Raw genomic sequence first — 19,860 nt, 5'->3', positions numbered from 1 at the left:
ACCGGCACCGTGATGACCACCGCGCTGACCGGCAACCTCGAGACCTCCTCGACCAGCACGCTGCTGCTGGATCTGGACATGGGCGCCGCGGTCGACACCAACGACCTGATCGAGGTTTCGGGCATGGCCTCGCTGGAAGGGGCCGTGACGCTGAACTTCGTCACCGCCAGCGCGACGCCGCAAAGCTACGTCTTCGTCTCGACCGGAGAGGGCGTCTCGCTGCAGAACCTGTCGATCACCGAGAACCCCTTCGTCACCGCCTCGATCGAGACGGTCAACGACGGCGGCGACGTGCAGGTGACCATCACCGGGCTGAACTTCGCCCCCGAGGGCCTGACCGGCACCGCCGGGACGATCGCGGACTACCTGCAACGCGCCATGGCGGCGGGTGGCGAGGGCCTGGGCGAGATCGGAGCCCTGGTGCTGAACAGCGGCTCGCTGGAAGGCGCCCAGTCTGCCTACGACGACCTGGCCCCGACGCCCTATGTCGATGCGCTGGACTCGGGCTTCCTCGAAGCCCTCAGCTTCTCGGACACGATGATGAGCTGCTCGGTCCCCTCCGGTCTCTATGCCGAAGTCGCCGAAGGTGCCTGCGACTGGACCAAGCTGACCTACAGCCACCTGACCCAGGACAGTGCGGCGGGCGGCGAGGCGACCACCGTCTCGACCATGTATTCGACCGGCATGCAGCGCGCCCTCAACGGCAGCGACTGGCGTGTCGGCGGCGGCATCGGCCTGTCCAACTCGCGCACCACCAACCCCAATGGGGACGGATCGCACGGGATGAAGTTCCACGGCGGCGCCTCGCTGAAATACGCCCCCGGTCCCTTCGCCTTCTCGGCGGCGCTGACCGGCAGCTGGGGGGATCTGTCGACCACGCGCTTCGCCACCGTCGGCGGCGCGACCCAGACACTGACCGGTTCGATCAACGTCTCGTCGGTGAACCTGAAGCTGCGCGGCTCCTACGTGATCGGTGACGACAGCTTCTTCCTGAAGCCGCGCGTCGACCTGGACACCACCCTGGTACGCTCGGATGCCTTCACCGAGACCGGCGGCAGCGCCGCGCTGAGCGTCGATGCCAGCGAGGAGGTGGTCTTCAGCCTCTCTCCCGCGCTCGAGGTGGGCACCACCCGCCGCGACGCGGACGGCAGCGTGTTGCGCGCCTTCGCCCGCATCGGGACCACGATCTATTCCGAAAGCGACCTGCCGCTGACCGCGACCCTCGCCTCGGACGGCACCGGGGTCTCGGGCTTCTCGACGACGGGCGCGGGCGACGGGCAGGTCTGGAACCTTGCCGCGGGCTTCACCGCCTTCAACGTCGGCGGCTGGTCGGCCGAAGCGCAGTACAACCTCAACTTCGACAGTTCCTCGCAGGAACATGTCGCCAGCCTCAAGATGCGCAAGACCTTCTGATGGTCTCCTGGTCCCAAGCCGAAACGGCCCCCCCGCCTGCTGCGAAGGCAGCGGGCGGGGTCCGCCCGGCGCGCCTGTCTGCCGGGCTGGACCGGGCAGAGCTGTGGCTGGTCGGCCTGTCGGTCGGCCTGTCCGCCACGCTCTTCCTGATCTTCTCGGGCTTTGCCGTGGATGCGCTTTACCGGCATGGCTGGCCCATGCTGCCCTTCGTCAGCCTGATCGGAGGCCTGTTCTACTGCGCCCTCTGCTACCAGGTGATCCGCCTCGGGGCCGCGCGCCGGCCCCGGGCCACCGCGCTGACCGACTGCGATCCGGCGCTGCTGCGCAGTGACGCCCCTTCGGTCACCGTGCTGATCCCGTCCTACCAGGAAAGCCGTCGCGTGGTGATCGAGACGGTGCTGTCCGCCGCCCTCGCCCGTTACCGCAACAAGCGCATCGTGGTCCTGGTCGACGATTCCCCCGGCAACGACACCGCCCTGGCCGAGACCATGGGCGCCATCGCCGAAGTGCAGGACTGGCTGGCCGAAGGGCGCCGGATCCGCGACGCCGCCCTGGCCGCTCCCGCAACGAGCGCGCCCTGGGGACCGGCCTACGGGGCGCTTGCGGACTGGCTGGACGGCATCGCCCGCAAGTTGGCCGACGAGGGAGACGCCTCCTTCGCCCACGTCGACAGCTTCGTCGTATCGCGTGTGGTCGAGGACCTGGCGCGCCGCTTCCGGGGTGAGGCACGGCGCCTGCTCCGCACCTCGGCCTGCGATCCGCAACGCGAGAACGACCTGATGGCCTGCCTGCTGACTGGCGGGATCGAGAGCTTCCAGCGCAAGCGCTTCGCCAATCTCTCGCACGGGCCCAACAAGGCGATGAACCTCAACGCCTACCTCGGCCTGATGGGCTCTGACTGGGATGTCGAGACCCGCGACGATGGCCAGTACCTGGTGCCGGCGACAACCAGCAGCGCCGAGCTGACCATTCCGCAGACCGACTACGTGCTGACCCTGGACGCCGACAGCGTGATCATGGCGGATTACATGCTCACCCTCGTCGGAGAGCTCGAGGACCGCCCCGATGCCGCCGTCGCCCAGACGCCCTACCTGACCTTCCCCGGCGGCCCCTCGCCCGTCGAACGGATCGCGGGCGCGACGACCGATATCCAGTATCTGATCCACCAGGGCTCAAGCCACTATGACGCGGCCTACTGGGTCGGGGCCAATGCAGTGATCCGCACCAGGGCGCTTCAGGATATCTGCCAACTCCGGCAAGAGAACGGCCATCAGGTGAAGGTCTACGTGCAGGACAAGACGGTGATCGAGGATACAGGCTCGACCATCGACCTTCAGGACCGGGGCTGGCACGTCCACAACCACTTCGCGCCCATGGCCTACAGTGCCACGCCGGCCGATTTCGGTGCCCTGGCGATCCAGCGCAAGAGATGGGCGAACGGCGGGCTGATCCTGTTCTTCGACCTGCTGTGCAGCACCTGGAAACGCGGCGGCATGCTGCGCGCCCTGCCGATGCTGCTGGTCCGCTCGCACTACCTGCTGTCGCCGCTGATCGGCAATGTCGGGATCCTGGCGCTGATGCTGATGGCGGTGGACCAGCCGCACCCGCTGTTCTGGGCCCCGCTGTTCATGACGCCCTACTTCGTGCTCTACATGCTGGACCTGCGCCGCATGGGCTATCAGTGGTGGGATCTGTTCGGGGTCTGCGCGCTGAACCTGATGCTGCTGCCGGTGAACCTGGCGGGGATCCTCGCCTCGATCTGGCAGATGGCGGGCGGCAAGCGCCACAGCTTCACCCGCACGCCCAAGCTGGCGTCGCGCAGCTTCATCCCGCCCTATGCCTTCCTGTTCAACCTGGCGATCCTGGCGCTGATGACCTTCTACGTGGCCATTGGCCTCCATACCGAGAAGACCCTGGGCGTGGCGATCCCGCTGATCAACATCGTGCTCTACAGCTACGGGCTGATCCGCTTCGTCGGGCTGCGCGACGGTTTCGCCGACCTCGGCCTGCGCATGGCGCAGATCGTCCGGGCGGCGCTTCCCTGGCTCTTCCGGCCATCCGCCCCCATCACCACCACGTCCCCGGCACCGGCCCTTGCAAGCCCGCTTCCGCGGTCCAGTGCAGGCCATGCCGGTGCAGGCCTGACCAGTGCAGGCCGTCTCTACCCGCGGGATTTCCCGGCGCAGATCGCGCCCGCTTCCCCCCGCCCCCTGTCGTCCGAGGAGGACCGATGACCCATCCCGTCAAGATCGCACTTCTGTCGCTTGCCCTCGCCACCGCCCCGCTGAGCGCTGCCCTTGCCCAGACCGACCCTGTGGCCGCCGTCGCCCAGGGCGACAAGCTGGTCGAGAGCGGCGACGCGGACCAGCTTTCCGCGGCGCTCGACCTCTATCTCTCTGCCGCCGAGGCAGGCTCTGTCTGGGGTCAGTACAAGGCCGCAGAGATGCTCTACGAGGGCAAGGGCGTCGCGCAGGACCGCGCCCGTGCCGCCGAGCTCTACGGCGACGCCGCCGACCAGGGCAACGCCTGGGCGCAGTACAAGCTGGGCGGCATGCTGCTGACCGGCGACGGCGTGGCCCCGCTGCCGAGCCGCGCGGTCGAGCTGCTGGATGCCGCCGGCGGCCAGGGCAACATCTGGGCCAACTACCAGCTGGGTGACGCCTACCTGCAGGGCGAGAGCATCCCGCAGGACCTGACCCGCGCCAAGTTCTACCTGGAACGCGCCGCCAAGCTGAACAATGCCTGGGCCCTGCTGCGCCTCGGCGAGATGTACCGGGATGGCCTTGGCGTGCCCGAAAGCCTGACCGACGCCAAGACCCTGCTGGAGCAATCGGCGGTGCAGAAGAACAGCTTCGCCATGGTCGCGCTCTCCGAGCTGATCGCCGAGGACGAGCCCGAGCGCGCCAGGGCCCTGCTGGGCGAGGCCGCCGAGCTGGGCAACGCCGCCGCCCAGGCCAAGCTGGCCGAATAAACCGCGCCACAAGACATGAAAAGGGCCGGAGGTGAGATCCACCTCCGGCCCTTTCTCATTGCGCGGCGCCGCCGGTCAGAGGCGCTTTTCGCCGGCCTCGATACGCACCCCGAAGAGGTTTTCACGCGGGGGCAGCGGGCAGACCGCGTGGCTGGTGAAGGCGCAGGGCGGGTTGGTGGCGCGGTTGAAGTCGATGACCACGCTGTCCTCTGTCACCTCTTCGCCGAAGACGAAGCGCATGTGCCTGTAGGCGTCCTCCATCGAGGTCAGGTCGCGGAAGACGAACTGCGGCCGGTCGGCGGTGCCATAGGTCGGCAGCATGGCCATCTGGCGGCCGGCGAACTCGAACTTCGCCACATGGGTGACGGGCACGTAGGTCGGCGCGCCGATGATGGTGTCCAGGACCAGCTCCATCGGTTCGGGCAGCTTTTCCCAGCGGGCGGTGATGCGCAGCGCCGGGTCCAGCGGGAAGAACTCGATGGGCTTGAGGTGCTCTGCCGCGTCCGACTGGGCATCGCGGATGCGCAGGGCGCGCCAGTCGTTCAGCGCGGTGATCTCAAGCAGGAAGCGGTCGGCGCGCCAGGCGAAGGTGCCGGCGGCGCGATCCAGGGCCACGGCCTCGCCGCCCTCGGGGGTGAAGCTGCCGGTGTCGTCGGCGTTCAGCGTCAGGCTGCCCAGCACCTCGGGACCGACGGGCAGCTGAATGTCGTTGCCGGCGCCGCTGCCGATGCTGCGGGTGCCGGGGGTGATCCACCAGCGGCCCAGCAGGTTCAGCCAGCCGTTCTCGGCGGTCAGCTTCTCCATCCGGGTCTGGAACCAGGCCTCATGCGCGGCGGCGAATTCGGGGGAAACACTCATGTGATCTGTCCTTCGGTCAGGCGCCTTCCGGCATCCGCGGGATGCTGGCCAGAAGGCTTTTGGTGTAGGAATGCTGCGGGTCGCGCAGGATGGCGGCGGTCTCTCCGGCCTCGACGATGCGGCCGCGGTCCAGCACGATCAGCTGATCACAGAGCGCCGCGACGACGCCCATGTCGTGCGAGACGAAGATCATCGTCATCCGCTCGGAAATCTCGCGGAACAGGTCCACCACGCGCACCCGGGTCGACAGGTCCAGCGCGCTGACCGCCTCGTCCGCCAGCACCAGCTCGGGGCGGGCGACGATGGCGCGGGCGATGGCGATGCGCTGGCGCTGCCCACCCGAGAACTGGTGCGGGAAACGCTCAAGCGTGTCCTCGGTCAGCCCGACGCTGGTGATCGCCTCGCGCGCCATCGCCAGGTGATCGCCGGGCACTTTCAGCGAGCGCAGCGGCTCGGTCACGATGCGGCGGATGCGATGCGCGGGGTTGAGCGAGGAATAGGGATCCTGGAACACCGCCTGCACTCGCTTGCGGTAGCCGCGCATGTAGGCGCGGTCGCGGGCCTGAAGCGGCGCGCCGTCGAACAGGATGCGCCCGGATTGCGGACTGTCCAGCCCCAGCAACAGACGCAGCAGCGTCGACTTGCCAGAGCCGCTTTCCCCGACCAGCCCGACATTGGCGCCCTTCGGCACGCTGAACGAGATATCCTCCAGCACCTTGCGTCCGGTCCCGTAGGAGAAACCGACATTCTCGACCGTCATCAGGCTCATCCCTGCCCCTCCAGCGCGGCGTCGAAGCGCCGGGCGGCGGCGACGAGATTGCGGGTGTAATCGTCCTGCGGCTGCGTCAGCACCTGCAGCGCCGGGCCGCTTTCGACGGCGCGGCCATGGCGCATGACCATGACCCGCTCGGCCACCTGGCCGACCACGGCAAGATCGTGGCTGATGAACAGCAGCGCGATGCCCAGCTCGTCGACCAGGGAGGTGATCAGGCGGACGATCTCGGCCTGGGTGGTGACATCCAGCGCGGTCGTCGGCTCGTCCGCGATCAGCAGGCGCGGGCGGCAGGCCAGCGCCATGGCGATGGCGACGCGCTGGCGCTGCCCGCCGGACACCTCGTGCGGATAGGCCCCGATCAGGCGCGCGGGATCCGGCATGCGGACCTGCTCGAGCAGCGCCATGACCTCGGCCCGGACCGCGGCGCCCGAGGTTTCTGCGCCCTCGCGCTTCAGGCGGCGGCGCACCGGCCCGGCGATCTGGCGGCCAAGGGGCATCAGCGGGTCGAGCGCCGTCAGCGGCTCCTGGAAGACGGTGGCCACGGCGTTGCCGCGCAGCCCCACCAGGCGCCGCTCGGGCGCGCCGATGACCTGGGTGCCGGCCAGCTCGACCGAGCCCTCGGCGCGCAGTCCCGGCGCCAGCAGCCCGGTCACGGCGAGCGAGGTCAGCGACTTGCCCGAGCCGCTCTCGCCGATCAGGCCGAAGCGTTCGCCGGCGGCGATGGAAAACGACAGGTCCTGCACCAGCACCTTGTCCGGCGTCGACAGCCGCAGGTCGCGGACGGTCAGCAGATCGCTCATCACGCGGCCCCCTTCGTCGGGTCGAAGCGGTCGCGCAGACCGTCCGCCAGCAGGTTGATCCCGATCACCAGCGCGAACAGCGCCAGGCCCGGCAGGATGGCGCCCCAGGGGGCGGTGTAGACGGTGCCCTGCGCCTCTTGCAGCATCCGTCCCCAGGAGGCATTGGGCGGCGGCGCGCCGAGGCCGAGGTAGGACAGCGAGGCCTCGGCCATGACCGCCAGCCCGAATTGCAGCGCCAGGTTCACCCCGAGGAAGGGGGCGATATTGGGCAGGATGTGCCAGAAGACGATGGCCCCCCAGGAGGTGCCCGAGACCCGCGCGGCGGTGATGTAGTCCTGTCCCAGCACCTGCTTGGTCAGGATCCGGGTGATCCGCCCGACGATGGGCGACAGGCCGATGCCGAGCGCGAGGATCGCGGTGCCCAGGCTGGCCTCTTCCCGCGCCGCGACCACCAGCATGGCGATCAGCAGGGTCGGGAAGGCGATGAGGATGTCGAAGACCGCCGCCAGCGCATCGTCGAGGAAGCGGGTCGCGAAGGCGGCCAGCAGGCCGGTGGTCACGCCGATCGCCGCGCCGATCACCACGGCGCCGCAGCCGACGATCAGCGCGATCCGCGCCCCGATCATAAGCTGGGTGAACAGGTCCCGCCCCAGCCGGTCAGTGCCGGCCCAGTGCTGCAGGCTCGGCGCCTCAAGCCGCCCGCCGACCATGTCCGACAGCGCATAGGGCGTCCAGACGAAGGAGATCAGCCCGGCCAGCACGATCACCCCGACCAGCAGGAGGCCAAGCCAGTAGGTGGCATTGCCGCGGCTCCGGCGGCGGCCCGACGTTTCGGTCAAGTTATCGGTCTGCTCGGCGCTCATCGGCGGGCCTCCTTGCGCAGGCGCGGGTCGAGGACCCGTTGCAGCAGGTCGGCAAGGAAGCCGGTCAGCAGCACCAGCAGGGTCGAGATGATCAGCACGCCCTGGATATTCGGGTAGTCACGCTGCTGGATCCCCAGCAGCAGCATCGAGCCCATGCCGGGCAGCGAGAAGACCTGCTCGACCACCACGGCGCCGAGGAAGGTGGTCGACAGCTCGATTCCCAGGACCGAGATCACCGGCACCGCGGCATTGCGCAGCCCGTGGCGCATAAGCGCGCCGGTGCGGCTTTCGCCGAGCGCCCGGGCGGTGCGCAGGAAGTCCGAGCCCAGCACTTCAAGCGTCGCGGCGCGCACGTAGCGCATAAGCGAGGCCGACATGATCAGGGCGATGGTCAGCACCGGCAGCACCATCGAGGTCACGGCGCGGGCCGGATCCCCGTAGCCGCGCAGCGGGAAGCCCCCCGAGGGCAGCAGGCGCAGGTTCAGCGCGAAGACATAGACCAGCAGCACCCCCAGCCAGAACACCGGCACGGCGATGCCGACCTGCGAGACGACGGACAGCAGCAGCCCGTACCAGCGCTCGGACTTGACCGCCGCCAGGATGCCCAGCGGAATGGCGATCAGCATCGACAGCAGGAAAGCCGCCAGGGTCAGCGGCAGGGTAACGGAAAGACGGCGCGAGATTTCCTCGATCACCGGCGCACGCGAGACGAAGGATTTGCCGAGATCGAAGCGCGCCAGGTCGCCGAGGTAGGTGACGAACTGCACCGCCAGCGGCTGGTCGGAGCCGATCTGCGCCTGCGCGGCCGCGATCTGCTCCGGCGTGGCACCGACCCCCACGAGGGCATTGGCCGGATCCCCCGGCAGGAGGCGCAGCAGCACGAAGAGCACGATGGCCGCGACGAAGAGAGACAGCAGCAGGATGAGCAGCCGCCGTGCCATGTATCTCAGCATTGGGGTTCCCGTATGCGCGAAGAGAGGGGCCGGACGTCTCCGCCCGGCCCCCGGTCAGTGGCCTCAGTCGGCCTTCTTGATGTCCGAGACGAAGAACTGCGAGTTCAGCCCGTTCAGCGGATAGCCCGAGACATTCGAGGTCGAGACGACGATCTGCGGGTACAGGTAGAGCCACATGCTGGCGGCATCCTCGGCGATGATCCGGTTGGCCTCGGCCAGCATCTCGGTCTGCTCGTCCATCGAAGAGACGCTTTCGGACTCGGTGATCAGGCGGGTGACCTCGGGGTTGTCATAGCCCCAGTAGAAGTCCGGGTTGCCGTAGAAGACGATGTCGCGGTGGTTCACGTGCTCCTGCAGGGTCGCATCGAAGTCATGCGCCTTGTAGATCTTGGTGTACCATTCGTTGGCGGTGATGATGTTGATCTTCACCTCGACACCGACCTTGGCCAGCTCGTTCTGCAGGAACTGCGCCACCACGGGGTGCGGATCATAGTCCGGCGTGTCCAAGGTGAACGAGAACCCGTCCGCATAGCCCGCTTCGGCCAGCATCTGCTGGGCGCTTTCGGGATCGTAGGCATTGACGCCGGTCAGGTCCTCGTACCAGGGATCGGTCGGCGGCACGAAGGACCCGATGAGGGTGCCGTAGTCGCCCCAGATCGCCTGCAGCAGCTTCTCGTTGTCCACGGCGCGGGCCAGGGCCGCACGCACGGTGGCATTGTCGAAGGGCGCGACGCGGTCGTTGTAGGCCATCAGCTCCTTCGTGGTCGAGGCACCTTCCGAGACCGTGAAGTCCGGGTTGTCGGTGAACAGCGACAGGGCATCGGGGCTCTGCACCGAGGTGATGATGTCGACGGCGCCGGTCAGTAGCGCGTTGTTCTGCGCCGTGGCATCGGTGAAGTACTGGAACATCACGCCGCCGTTGGTGGGCTCTTCGCCCCAGTAGCCGTCGAAGGGCACCATGGCCAGGGCCGAACCGCGACGCCATTCCTGCAGCACGTAGGGGCCGGTGCCGTCTTCGCCCGAGCTGATGTCGCCTGCCGCGTCATTGACGATCCAGACGTAGGACAGGTTGTAGGGCAGCGAGATCGACGGCGCCGAGAGGGTCACCACGACGGTCTGATCGTCCGGGGTCTCGATACCCGTGATCACGGCCAGGGTGCGCTTGCGCGAACTGGCGGAATTCTCGGCGGTCACGCGCTCGATCGAGCTCTTGACGTCGGCAGCGGTCAGCGGGTCGCCCGAGTGGAAGGTCACGCCCTCTTTCAGGGTGAAGGTGTAGGTCAGCCCGTCTTCGCTGATCTCGTAGCTGTCGACCAGCTTGGGCTCGACCTCGCCCGCGTCGGTCAGCACGAAGAGACCTTCGTAGACATTGCCGTTGAAGGCTTCGTTGATGCCCTGGCCCGCGCCCTGGGTGTTGTCCAGGTTCTGCGGCTCGTAGAGCGAACCGATATTGATGACCGCCTGCGGGTCGAAGTCCTGCGCCAGGGCGGCGGCAGAGGAGAGGGCCAGCACGGAGGAAGCCGTCAGGGCCGCGAGGACGGCGCGCCCGCGCGCGCTGCGGCGGGAAATTTCGGTCTTGGAAATCATGGGAGGTTCCCTGTGGGTTGTTCGGTCTTGGTGATTGGCCAGGCTGCGGCGGTCCCTTGGGCCCGCCCGGCATTGACCAGAGCATCGAAGCACGGACCACGCGCGGAAACAACGTCGGCAGGACATGGGCGCGCCGCACAAATCAGATCAGCTGACCCGGTTTGTGCCCTGAACGCGCGCAGATGATCGCCAGCCAGGCGGTGCTTCCGAACTATAGTTCCGGTTGCGGGCTCGGTATGTCTCATGTCCTCGGGCCCTGTGCAAGATACCTGCCCCCATTATGCCACACGCGGAGCGAAAATGGCATGGGCCGTGTCGACTTCGTAGCGCGGCGCCAGCGCAGGGGCCTCCTGCGCCAGCGCACGAACCGCGTCGAGAATGAAATCGACCGTCTCGTCCTCCATCAGCACCGACAGGTTGAGCCGGGTGAACCCGGGCTTCTGCACCTCGTCACCGGCGAGGATCGCGGCGCGCAGCCGCTCGGAGGTCGCGGCGTCGATGCCCAGCAGGCGGTGCACGTAGGGCCCGGCGCAGGCGCAGCCGCCGCGCGCCTGGATGCCATGCAAGTCGCTGAGCATCCGGGTGACCAGCTGCTGATGCACGAAGCCGCCCTGCCCGTCGCGGATGCGGAACGAGAAGACCGGCACCCGCGGCGCCTCGCCCTGCCCCAGCAGGTCAATCTGCGGGCAATCGCCCCAGGCCTGGAAGGCCCGGGCGGTCAGCTCGGCATTGCGGGCCTGCAGGTGGTCCAGCCCGATGGCCTCTTTCACCAGGAAGACCAGCGCCGCGCGGATATCTCCGACGACATTGGGCGTGCCCGCCTCCTCGCGCGCTTCAAGGCTGCCGCTGTAGTCCTGCCCTTCGGGTGAGACGAAGCGGACGGTGCCGCCACCGGGCCAGGTCGGCGCCTGCCGCACCACCGAGTCGCGGCGCAGCAGCAGCAGGCCCGAGGCCCCCGGGCCGCCGATGAACTTGTGCGGAGAGACGCAGATGGCGTCGATCTCGACGCCCGGAGCGGGCTGCATGTCGACCGGCAGGTAGGGCGCCCCGCCCGCGTAATCCCAGATCACCCGCGCGCCGGCCTGCTTGGCGATCCGCGTCACCCCGGCGACATCGGCGATGATGCCGGTGACATTGGACATGGCCGAGAAGGAACAGATCACCCGGTCGAACCCGGCGCTCTCTGCCAGCGCCTGTTGCAGGGCCTCGGTGTCGATGCCGCCGCAGGGCGCCTCGGGCAGCTCGACCACCTCGGCGCCGCTCTCGCGCCAGGGCAGGATGTTGGAGTGATGCTCATAGGGGCCGATCAGCACGCGCACCCGGCCCGTGTCGGCGCCGAACAGCGACACCAGCCGGTTCAGCCCTGCCGTGGCGCCCGATCCGGCAAAGATCACCGCATGGTCGGGCCCCGCCCCGCAGGCCCGCGCGATGACCTGCCGCGCCTCGCGCCGCATCCGGGTCATGGTGGCACCGCAGAACGAGGCCTCGGTATGGGAGTTGGCGTAGTAGGGCAGCACCTTCTCCATCACGAAGTCCTCGACCTGGCGCAGGGCGCGGCCCGAGGCGACGTAGTCGGCATAGACCATGGGATGCGCGCCGAAGGGGCCCTCGACCATCGCCTGCTTGCCGATCAGCCCGGCCCGCAGCGCCCCGGGGCCCCCGGCCTTCAGCCCGGCCAGGAAATCGGAAAACACGGAGGGAGCGAGGGCTGTCATCTGGGCACCTGTGAAAGGAAAGGAACATCGCGCAGCCTAGCCCCACTTGCCCGTTGATACCTCACCTCGTTCATGCGATTTTCGGCGCATATTGGGTCAGAGGATCGAAGAAATGGCAAAAGTCGACAGGATTGACCTCAGAATTCTCAGCATCCTGCAAAAGGATGGCTCGCTCTCGCAGCGTGATCTGGCCGAACGCGCGGGCCTGTCGCAGAACGCCTGCTGGCGTCGGCTGAAACGGCTGACCGCCGACGGGCTGATCCTGGGCACCCGGACCGAGATCAACCTGGCCGACCTGGGCTACGACCTGACCGTCTTCGTGATGATGCGCACCCGGCACCACTCCAAGGACTGGGCCGACAGCTTCCGCAAGCATGTCGAGGCCCTGCCCGAGGTGCGCGACTTCTACCGTATCGGCGGCGACTGGGATTACCTTGCCCGCGTGGTGACGCGGGGCATCGCCCACTATGACAATTTCTACCAGCGCCTGATCACCAATTTCGATCTCGCGGCGGTGACCGGCTTCTTCGCCATGGAAGCCCTGATTGAAGATCGCCCGCTGGACCTGCGCGCGCTGGACTGAGAAAGGGCGGCCCCCGCAAGGACCGCCCCTAAATTCTGCCGCAGTAATCCGCCTCAGTAGGCGTAGCGCTTGTCCAACTCGTCGAACAGGTCCTTGCGGACCACCCGCTGGCGCTCCATGAAGCCGGCCAGCGGGCCGTCCTCGTCCATCTGGCCCTGCTCCTTCAGCTGGGTCAGCGCGGTCTGCATGCCGAACAGCGCCGATTGCAGCGCGACATTGGCATAGAGCACCAGCGAGAAGCCCATCCGGGTAAACTCGTCGACCGAGAGGATCGGGGTCTTGCCGCCCACCACCAGGTTGACCAGCTGCGGCGTCCCCTGCAGTGCGGCGGGGATGGCGCGCAGGTCCTCGACAGTCTGCGGTGCCTCGACGAAGGTGATGTCGGCACCGTCCTCGATGAAGGCCGCGGCACGATCCAGGGCCTCGGACAGGCCGTCGGTGGCCGCGGCATCGGTGCGGGCGACGATCATCGTGTTCTCGTCCTGGCGGGCATCCACGGCAGCCTTGATCCGCGAGCGCGCCTCCTCGAGCGAGACGACCTCCTTGCCCGAGAAGTGGCCGCAGCGCTTGGGCGTCTTCTGGTCCTCGAGCTGGATCGCCGAGGCACCGGCGCGCTCCAGCGTGCGGATGGTGTGACGCACGTTCAGCCCGTTGCCGAAACCGTTGTCGGCGTCGACCACGATCGGCAGGTCGGTGGCATCGCGGATCGTCGCCGTATGCTGGGCGATCTCGGGCAGCGAGATGAAGGCCAGGTCGGGCATCCCGAGGTAGGTATTGGTCAGCCCCGCTCCCGACAGGTAGACCGCCTCGAAGCCCAGGTCCTCGATCACCCGTGCGGCCAGGGCATTGGCGGCGCCGGGCAGCAGCAGGGCGCCACCGCTTGCGATGCGATCCTTGAACCGTTTGTTGACTTCGTGATTCAGCATTGGGGTGCCTCGCTCATTCTTCTGTGGTCTTGGAAAGGGTGCTGCGTGGGACATGGACGCGGCCGTCCATAAGGCGGCGCTGCGTGCGCAGGATCCGCGCGGCGGTGATGTCTCCGGTGGCCAGGTCGCGGGAGGCGCCGACCGAGACGATGCCCGAGGGGGTGCCGATGCGCAGGGTCTGCGGATCGCCGCCTTCGGCGATCTGGCGCTGCACCACGGATCCCTCGATGGCGGCGGCGCAGGCCAGCGCCAGCGCCCCGGTCACCGGCACCGCGCGATGCGCCTGCCCGGCCGAGATCATGCGGATCTGCAGGTCGTGGCTTTCCGGGGCATGGGGTGCCGAGGACAGGTCCTGGTAGGACTGCGGACGGCCCACCATGGCGACCTTCGGCGTGGCGATCCGCGCCGCCGCCGCCCCGAGATCCGGGGTCAGCCCCATGGCCACCGAGGCCTGGCAACGGATATCTTCCAGCCGCGCCATCAAGGCGCGATCGGCGTCGATGTCGGCCGGGTGGCTGCGGGTATCCCCGCCGACCTGGGACGCCTCGACGAAGACCGCCGGCACGGCGGCATCGATCATCGTCACCTCGACCTCCTCGCCGGTCGACAGGGTCAGGCGGCTGACCACCGGTCCCGCCGGCAGGGCGCCGTTGCCGTTGGTGTCGGTCGGATCGAGGAAATCCAGCACCACCGGCGCGCCGGTGCCCTCGACCCCGGGGATCTGCAGGTCGCCCTCGACCTCGGCCACGCCCCCCGAAACGGGGAAGCTCGCGGCGATCACCTTGCCGGAATTGGTATTGTGGATGCGCACCACCGCCTCACCGTCGCGCGGGCCCGCGACCAGCCCCTCGTCATAGGCGAAAGGCCCCATGGCCGAGCTCATGTTGCCGCAGTTGCCCGAGAAATCGACACTGTCGTCGATCACCCCGACCTGCGCGAAGGTGTAGTCGATATCCGCGTCAGGCCGCGTCGACGGGCCGATGATGCAGATCTTCGACAGCGAGGAGATGCCCCCGCCCATGCCGTTCAGCTGCCGCTGGTTCGGATCGGGAGAGCCGAGCATCGCGGCAAAGAGCGCTGGCCAGAGGGTCTCGTCCCCGGGCAGGTCACGGCGATGCAGCACAAGGGCCTTGGAGGTGCCGCCACGCATGAAGGCGGCGGGAACGGCGATCTGACTCACAACTTTTGCTCCTCGGGGGTGGCGGCAAGCTGCGCTTCCAGCGCGTCCCAGCTTGCCCGGATATGACGGCGCATCAGCAGCGCCGCGACCTCGCCGTCACCGCAGGCGATGGCCTCGGCAATGCGGCGGTGTTCCAGCAGGGCGGCCTGGCCGCGCCCGGTGACATTGCGATGCTTCACCCGCAGCAGCGACAGCTGCGGATAAAGCTCGCGGGTGAGATACCGCAGGATGATCGGATTGCCCGACATCCGCGCGATGACCATGTGGAAGTCGCGATCCCCCGGCCCCTGAAGGTAGGCCCCCTGGGGATGGGCCGAGACCTCGTCCGCATGCTGCCCCAGCAACTGCCCCAGCACGTCGCCGGTCGCCGCATCGGCATGGCCGGCGGCCAGCCGGGCGGCCTCGGCCTCCAGCGCGGCGCGGACCTCGTAGAGCGCGCGGGCATCGTCGCGGCCCAGCTCGCGCACCCGGGCGCCGCTGTTCGGCACGATCGACACTAATCCCGACTCGGCCAGCTGGTTCAGCGCCGAGCGCACAGGCCCGCGGCTGACATCATACCGATCAGCCAGCGCCACCTCGCCCAGGCGAGACCCCGGAGCAAGCTTGCCCGACAGGATCTCCTCTTGCAGGGCCAGGGCGACGCGTTCCGCCGCAACCCCACGCGATTCATCGGTTTTTGTTGACAATATTCCGACCTCCGCCCTGCGAAACGCGACGTCATTCGCGCACACCTTACCAGCACTTTCGGCAGAAGAACCAAATTTATATGGTAATTGTCAACGAGATTTGGCGACTTGACAGAAATCCTCCGCCGGGCGTAAGTCTCAACCGTCAAGCGGATTGTGCTACAATTTCATCCGCGACAAGACCCGAGACATGAGGGGAGGACTCAATGAATCTCACCAAACGCGCCTTTTCCGCCGCCACCCTGGCCGCTGTGCTGACCGCCGCCGTTTCGCCGCTGGCCGTTTCGGCTGCCGAGAACTGGCCCCCGCGCCAGATCACCTTCGTCGTGGCCCTCGGGCCGGGCGGCTCGGCGGACCGCACTGCGCGTGCCCTGGCGCAGCGCCTCCAGCAAGAGCTGGACACCCCGATCACCGTGATCAACCAGCAGGGCGGCGGCGGCCACGTCGGCCACACCTACTTCATGAACATGCCCGATGACGGCAGCTACTTCCTGGCGACCTCGATCCACCCCTACGTGTCGAACGCGATCCTGAACTACGATGCGGACTACACGCTCGAGGACTTCGCCTTCATCAACGGCCAGTGGAACGACTTCGACATCTTCGCCGTCAACGCCGAGACCCCCTACGAGTCGCTGGCCGACTTCATGGCCGCGGCCAAGGAAAACCCCGGCCAGCTGAGCGTCTCGGTGGTGCCGAACTCGTCGGGCGCGATCAACCTCAGCCTGGCGCTGGAAGCCTTCGGCCTGACCGATGACGCGGTCAACGTGGTGACCTACGAATCTGGCGGCGCGGCCCGTACCGCCGTGGCCGGTGGCCAGGTCGACATGACCGTCCTCGCCGCCGACGGCACCCTGTCGATCGCCGAGTACATCCGCCCGCTGGCCTATGCCGCGGACGAGCGCTCGGCTGACTGGGATGCTCCGACCCTGGACGAGGCGCTGGTCGCCGCGGGCCACGAGCCGGTGGTGACCCTTGCGGGCTCGATGCGCGGCCTGGCCGCCCATGCGACCTTCAAGGAAAAGCACCCCGAGGCCTTCCAGGAACTGGTCGACGCCTACCACAAGGTGATGATGGACGAGGAATTCACCGCCTCCCTGGAAGCCCAGGACATGGGCGCCGAATGGCTCGGGCCGGAGAAGACCACCGAGATCATCCTGTCCAACTTCGAGATCCTGAAGCGGTTTTCGGCTGAGTAGGATTGCGCTAGACGCGACGACGGGGGCGTCCATGCGCCCTCGTCCGGAATTCGGGCCGCCTGTCCCGCCCTTCGCGGGGTGACGGAGAGGCGGCCCCTTTCATTTGCAACCAATTCTGGGGGAGGTCACGAGGTGACAGGCAAATTCCACGCCACCCACGCCGCGCTGATCGGCATCATCCTGGCCGTGTCCGGCTTCATCACCTGGAGCGCGGTCGACGCGCGGGCCAGCATGGAGAACCTGATCGTCACGGCCCCCGTCGCGGCTGTCATCGCGCTGTTGTCGGTGCTGCTGATCGCCTCGACCCTGCTGAAACCCGCCCCCGAAGCCGCCGAGGATGCCGAGGAAGAAACCCGCGATCCCGGCATCTGGGGCGACATGCTGCTGCTCGCCGGTTTCGGTGTCTTCTGCTACGCGCTGACCCACATCGGCTTCGACCTCGCCACCTTCCTCTTCGTCTGGGCCGGGGTGGTGATGAGCGGCGGCAAGGGCTGGTGGCAACCACCCCTCTTCGCCGCGGCCTTCACCGCGCTGCTGGTCTACGGCTTCGGCAGCCTCTTCCCCTACCCCATGCTGACGCTGGTGCTCTGAGATGATCGACCAATTCGCCCTCTCGCAGGCGCTGGACCTGCTGTTCTCCAGCTTCACCCCCTGGCTCTGGGTCATTCCCGGGCTGATGATCGGGCTGGTCTTCGGCTCGATCCCGGGTCTTCAGATCTCGATGGCCATGGCGGTCTTCCTGCCGGTGACCTTCGGCATGGACTTCCTGCAAGCCATGCTGTTCCTGACCTCGATCTTCACCGGCGGCGCCTATGGCGGCGGGGTGACGGCGATCCTGATGAACATCCCCGGCTCGTCCTCCTCCATCGCCACGGCCTTCGACGGCTACCCGATGGCGCGCCAGGGCAAGCACAACGAGGCGCTCGGCCTCGGGCTGGCGGCTTCGGTCGTCGGCGCCTTCGTCGGCTACATGCTGCTGATGCTGCTGATCCAGCCGCTGGCCGCCTTCGTGCTGAAGATCGGCCCGCTCGAGATGGTCGTCGTCGTGCTCTGGGGCCTGACGCTGATTGCTACGCTGAACGACAGCGCCCTGTCCAAGGGCCTGCTGGCCGGCTTCTTCGGCCTGATGCTGAGCCAGATCGGCATGTCGACGACCGGCGTCATGCGGACCTCGGTGGGGATGCCCTACCTGATCGACGGCCTGCCGGTGGTGCCGGCGATGATCGGTATCTTCGCCGCCTCCGAACTGCTGCGCCTGCGCGGGGGCACCTACCTGGTGCGCAACGAGGACCAGCGCGACATCTCCTTCGGGCGGATCCTGAAGGGCGCCGGCGAGACCTTCAAGTACCCCGGCGTGTTGGTGCGCGGTTCGCTTCTCGGGGCGGTGATCGGGGCGATCCCGGGCGTCGGCTCCTCGGTTGCGAACCTGGTGTCATACGGCGAGGCCAAGCGGACCTCGAAGACCCCCGAACGCTTCGGCAAGGGCGCGCCCGAGGGCGTGGTGGCGGCGGAAAGCGCCAACTCCTCCTCCGAGGGCGGCTCGATGACGGCGTTGCTGGCACTCGGCATTCCGGGTGGCGCGGCGACGGCGGTGCTGCTGGCCGCCTTCTCGTTCCACAACATCATCGGCGGGCCCAGCTTCATCCGCAACCAGACCGACATCGTCTACTCGATCATCCTGGGCAACCTCGGCCAGGTGGTGCTGCTGGCGGTGCTGGGCCTGCTGTCGCTGCGCCTGCTCGGGCTGGTCGTGAGGGTGCCGCTGTCCTACCTGGTGCCCTCGGTCCTTGCGATGTGCGCCTGGGGAGGCTACGGCATCACCGGCACCATCGCCGGACCGCTGACCGTGGCGGGCTTCGCCGCGCTCGGCTGGCTGATGCGCCGCAACAATTACCCTGTGGCGGCCACCGTGATCGGCCTCCTGCTGGGCCGCATGATGGAAGGCGAACTGGTGCGCACCATGCAGATCTCGGGCGGCAACCCGCTGCGCTACATGCTCGAGCGTCCGATCGCCCTGGTCCTCTTCGCGGTGATGCTGCTGGTCCTGGTCGGCGCACCCCTGCTGAAGGCCATGCGCCGCCGCCGCACCACAGAGGCCTGACCCGATGCCCATGACGATCTCTTCCCCGGCGCTGCGCGGCCTGATGACACTGGCCGTCGGTGCCGGGGGCGGGTGCCTGTTCTTCTTCCTCAAACTGCCGCTGCCCTGGGTCCTGGGGGCGATGTTCGCCAATGCCCTGCTGGCCCAGGCCACCAGCTTCCAGCCGAAGCTGCCGCCGGCCTGGCGCGGCTATGCGATGATCGCCATCGGCACCATGCTGGGCACCGGCTTCACCCATGATGTGGTGGTCCGCGCCCATAGCTGGATCCCCAGCCTGATCGTCATGGCGCTGCTGTCGCTGGTGTTCTGCCTCGGCGCCTACTGGCTGTTTAAACGCTGGGGCCGGATGGACCGGATGACCGCCCTCTTCGCCGCCATGCCCGGCGGGCTGTCGGTGGTCTCGATGCTGGCCGAAGAGCACAAGACCGAGGTCAACCGCGTCGTGCTCTGCCACACGGCCCGCATCGTGGTGCTGCTGATCACCGCACCGATCCTGATCCAGATGATCTCGGGCATCGACCTGGCCGAGGCCAACCGCGCCAGCTTCACCGAGGCCGAGCCGCTGGACCCGCTGCGCCATGGCGCCATGGCGCTGGTCGCCCTGGCCTGCTGGTGGCTGGGTCAGCGCTTCCGCTTCCCCTCGGCGCAACTGCTGCTGCCGCTCTTTGCCTCTGCCGCGCTGCACATGACCGGCGTGCTGACGGTGCATGTGCCGCCGCTGCTCTCGGCCGCGGCGCAGATCATCATCGGAGGATCCGTGGGCGCGCGTTTCGCCAGCTACACCCTGCGCCAGATCGCCCGGGACGGCGGCATCGCGGCCGGGGTCGGCATCGCGCTGGCCCTCGGCTCTCTTGCCGGGGCGATGGCCCTGGCGCCGATGATCGACGCGCCGGTGGCACCGCTGTTCCTGGCCTACCTGCCCGGCGGAGCGCCCGAGCTGGGCGTTGTCGCCCTGGCACTTGGCATCGACCCGGCCATGGTGGCCGCGCATCACGTGCTGAGGGTCTTCCTGATCGTCGCCCTGCTGCCCTTCGCGGCCGGCTGGGCCGCGCGGGACAGGGACACCGACGCGGGCTGACCCGCGCCGGTGCGCAGCCCTCCCCCGACACCGGACAGGCGAGGGAGGGCCATTGCATGCCGTCGCGATTACTGCGAGGCGTAGAAGGTGCCGCCGATCTGCGCATCAAAGATCTGGTTGGTCGGGTCGTTCATGTCGTTGATCCCGCCCGTGACGCCGCCAGCATGGCCTC

General features: G+C 68.0%; 18 protein-coding genes. 8 read left to right on the top strand and 10 right to left on the bottom strand.

Features of this window, described 5'->3' with window-relative positions:
* The first annotated feature begins 12 nt into the window (after positions 1-12).
* The 3 genes from OS124_RS28275 to OS124_RS26055 are packed head-to-tail and all read left to right on the top strand — an operon-like array spanning position 13 to position 4,384.
* Entirely contained in the window at positions 13-1,413 is a 1,401-nt protein-coding gene (locus OS124_RS28275; protein WP_337459422.1) for an autotransporter outer membrane beta-barrel domain-containing protein, read from the top strand.
* On the top strand, positions 1,413-3,647 hold the full coding sequence (locus OS124_RS0110200; protein ID WP_010139475.1) for a glycosyltransferase family 2 protein: 2,235 nt from the start codon (positions 1,413-1,415) through the stop codon (positions 3,645-3,647). Before OS124_RS28275 ends, OS124_RS0110200 begins: the two co-directional genes overlap by 1 nt.
* Positions 3,644-4,384 carry a tetratricopeptide repeat protein gene (locus OS124_RS26055; RefSeq protein WP_010139474.1) on the top strand — a complete coding sequence of 247 codons (741 nt, stop codon included), beginning with the start codon at positions 3,644-3,646 and terminating at the stop codon, positions 4,382-4,384. Before OS124_RS0110200 ends, OS124_RS26055 begins: the two co-directional genes overlap by 4 nt.
* A gap of 75 nt (positions 4,385-4,459) precedes the next feature.
* On the opposite strand, the gene OS124_RS0110190 is transcribed toward OS124_RS26055, so the two are convergent.
* From OS124_RS0110190 to OS124_RS0110160, 7 genes are all read right to left on the bottom strand, one after another.
* On the bottom strand, positions 4,460-5,242 hold the full coding sequence (locus OS124_RS0110190; RefSeq protein ID WP_010139473.1) for a DUF1684 domain-containing protein: 783 nt from the start codon (positions 5,240-5,242) through the stop codon (positions 4,460-4,462).
* Positions 5,243-5,258: 16 nt separating this feature from the next.
* Positions 5,259-6,011, bottom strand: a complete 753-nt coding sequence (locus OS124_RS0110185) for an ABC transporter ATP-binding protein (RefSeq protein WP_010139472.1) — start codon at positions 6,009-6,011, stop codon at positions 5,259-5,261.
* On the bottom strand, positions 6,008-6,817 hold the full coding sequence (locus tag OS124_RS0110180; RefSeq protein WP_010139471.1) for an ATP-binding cassette domain-containing protein: 810 nt from the start codon (positions 6,815-6,817) through the stop codon (positions 6,008-6,010). The genes OS124_RS0110185 and OS124_RS0110180 overlap by 4 nt, the downstream gene beginning before the upstream one ends.
* Positions 6,817-7,680, bottom strand: coding sequence for an ABC transporter permease (locus tag OS124_RS0110175; protein ID WP_010139470.1), 864 nt, complete (start codon positions 7,678-7,680; stop codon positions 6,817-6,819). The genes OS124_RS0110180 and OS124_RS0110175 overlap by 1 nt, the downstream gene beginning before the upstream one ends.
* On the bottom strand, positions 7,677-8,633 hold the full coding sequence (locus OS124_RS0110170) for an ABC transporter permease (RefSeq protein WP_029375333.1): 957 nt from the start codon (positions 8,631-8,633) through the stop codon (positions 7,677-7,679). Before OS124_RS0110170 ends, OS124_RS0110175 begins: the two co-directional genes overlap by 4 nt.
* Before the next feature lie 63 nt (positions 8,634-8,696).
* Positions 8,697-10,220 (bottom strand): ABC transporter substrate-binding protein, encoded by a 1,524-nt coding sequence (locus OS124_RS0110165; protein ID WP_010139468.1) that lies wholly within the window; start codon positions 10,218-10,220, stop codon positions 8,697-8,699.
* A 278-nt stretch (positions 10,221-10,498) separates the two neighbouring features.
* Positions 10,499-11,935, bottom strand: coding sequence for an aminotransferase class V-fold PLP-dependent enzyme (locus OS124_RS0110160; RefSeq protein WP_010139467.1), 1,437 nt, complete (start codon positions 11,933-11,935; stop codon positions 10,499-10,501).
* 112 nt (positions 11,936-12,047) lie between these two features.
* On the opposite strand from OS124_RS0110160, the gene OS124_RS0110155 reads away from it, so the two are divergent.
* Positions 12,048-12,518 (top strand): Lrp/AsnC family transcriptional regulator, encoded by a 471-nt coding sequence (locus OS124_RS0110155; protein WP_010139466.1) that lies wholly within the window; start codon positions 12,048-12,050, stop codon positions 12,516-12,518.
* Positions 12,519-12,571: 53 nt separating this feature from the next.
* On the opposite strand, the gene OS124_RS0110150 is transcribed toward OS124_RS0110155, so the two are convergent.
* Genes OS124_RS0110150 through OS124_RS0110140 form a run of 3 tightly spaced genes read right to left on the bottom strand, consistent with a single transcriptional unit; the run spans position 12,572 to position 15,310 of the window.
* Complete coding sequence (locus tag OS124_RS0110150; RefSeq protein ID WP_010139465.1) at positions 12,572-13,444, bottom strand: isocitrate lyase/PEP mutase family protein; 873 nt, start codon at positions 13,442-13,444, stop codon at positions 12,572-12,574.
* A gap of 13 nt (positions 13,445-13,457) precedes the next feature.
* Complete coding sequence (locus tag OS124_RS0110145) at positions 13,458-14,624, bottom strand: PrpF domain-containing protein (RefSeq protein WP_010139464.1); 1,167 nt, start codon at positions 14,622-14,624, stop codon at positions 13,458-13,460.
* On the bottom strand, positions 14,621-15,310 hold the full coding sequence (locus OS124_RS0110140) for a GntR family transcriptional regulator (RefSeq protein WP_010139463.1): 690 nt from the start codon (positions 15,308-15,310) through the stop codon (positions 14,621-14,623). Before OS124_RS0110140 ends, OS124_RS0110145 begins: the two co-directional genes overlap by 4 nt.
* Positions 15,311-15,516: 206 nt before the next feature.
* Here OS124_RS0110140 and OS124_RS0110135 point away from each other — a divergent pair, with 206 nt between their 5' ends.
* The 4 genes from OS124_RS0110135 to OS124_RS0110120 all read left to right on the top strand — a co-directional run bounded on the left by OS124_RS0110135 (position 15,517) and on the right by OS124_RS0110120 (position 19,688).
* Positions 15,517-16,509: a tripartite tricarboxylate transporter substrate binding protein gene (locus tag OS124_RS0110135; protein ID WP_010139462.1), complete on the top strand. Its 993-nt coding sequence runs from the start codon at positions 15,517-15,519 to the stop codon at positions 16,507-16,509.
* Between the two features lie 132 nt (positions 16,510-16,641).
* Complete coding sequence (locus OS124_RS0110130) at positions 16,642-17,100, top strand: tripartite tricarboxylate transporter TctB family protein (RefSeq protein WP_010139461.1); 459 nt, start codon at positions 16,642-16,644, stop codon at positions 17,098-17,100.
* Position 17,101: 1 nt separating this feature from the next.
* The gene (locus OS124_RS0110125) at positions 17,102-18,610 is read left to right on the top strand and encodes a tripartite tricarboxylate transporter permease (RefSeq protein WP_010139460.1); all 1,509 of its coding nucleotides are present in this window, start codon (positions 17,102-17,104) and stop codon (positions 18,608-18,610) included.
* A 4-nt stretch (positions 18,611-18,614) separates the two neighbouring features.
* Positions 18,615-19,688: an AbrB family transcriptional regulator gene (locus tag OS124_RS0110120; protein ID WP_010139459.1), complete on the top strand. Its 1,074-nt coding sequence runs from the start codon at positions 18,615-18,617 to the stop codon at positions 19,686-19,688.
* Positions 19,689-19,860: the final 172 nt, after the last annotated feature.

The organism is Oceanicola sp. S124 (assembly GCF_000220565.1).
In the GTDB taxonomy this organism is placed as follows: Bacteria; Pseudomonadota; Alphaproteobacteria; order Rhodobacterales; family Rhodobacteraceae; genus Pseudooceanicola.
This window is presented reverse-complemented; position numbering and strand designations above follow the sequence as displayed.

Bases quoted from the DNA above. Each gene is read 5' to 3' on its own strand.
- OS124_RS28275 (WP_337459422.1), top strand. From the start codon at position 13: ATGACCACCGCGCTGACCGGCAACCTCGAGACCTCCTCGACCAGCACG.
- OS124_RS0110200 (WP_010139475.1), top strand. From the start codon at position 1,413: ATGGTCTCCTGGTCCCAAGCCGAAACGGCCCCCCCGCCTGCTGCGAAG.
- OS124_RS26055 (WP_010139474.1), top strand. From the start codon at position 3,644: ATGACCCATCCCGTCAAGATCGCACTTCTGTCGCTTGCCCTCGCCACC.
- OS124_RS0110190 (WP_010139473.1), bottom strand. From the start codon at position 5,242: ATGAGTGTTTCCCCCGAATTCGCCGCCGCGCATGAGGCCTGGTTCCAG.
- OS124_RS0110185 (WP_010139472.1), bottom strand. From the start codon at position 6,011: ATGAGCCTGATGACGGTCGAGAATGTCGGTTTCTCCTACGGGACCGGA.
- OS124_RS0110180 (WP_010139471.1), bottom strand. From the start codon at position 6,817: ATGAGCGATCTGCTGACCGTCCGCGACCTGCGGCTGTCGACGCCGGAC.
- OS124_RS0110175 (WP_010139470.1), bottom strand. From the start codon at position 7,680: ATGAGCGCCGAGCAGACCGATAACTTGACCGAAACGTCGGGCCGCCGC.
- OS124_RS0110170 (WP_029375333.1), bottom strand. From the start codon at position 8,633: ATGCTGAGATACATGGCACGGCGGCTGCTCATCCTGCTGCTGTCTCTC.
- OS124_RS0110165 (WP_010139468.1), bottom strand. From the start codon at position 10,220: ATGATTTCCAAGACCGAAATTTCCCGCCGCAGCGCGCGCGGGCGCGCC.
- OS124_RS0110160 (WP_010139467.1), bottom strand. From the start codon at position 11,935: ATGACAGCCCTCGCTCCCTCCGTGTTTTCCGATTTCCTGGCCGGGCTG.
- OS124_RS0110155 (WP_010139466.1), top strand. From the start codon at position 12,048: ATGGCAAAAGTCGACAGGATTGACCTCAGAATTCTCAGCATCCTGCAA.
- OS124_RS0110150 (WP_010139465.1), bottom strand. From the start codon at position 13,444: ATGCTGAATCACGAAGTCAACAAACGGTTCAAGGATCGCATCGCAAGC.
- OS124_RS0110135 (WP_010139462.1), top strand. From the start codon at position 15,517: ATGAATCTCACCAAACGCGCCTTTTCCGCCGCCACCCTGGCCGCTGTG.
- OS124_RS0110125 (WP_010139460.1), top strand. From the start codon at position 17,102: ATGATCGACCAATTCGCCCTCTCGCAGGCGCTGGACCTGCTGTTCTCC.
- OS124_RS0110120 (WP_010139459.1), top strand. From the start codon at position 18,615: ATGCCCATGACGATCTCTTCCCCGGCGCTGCGCGGCCTGATGACACTG.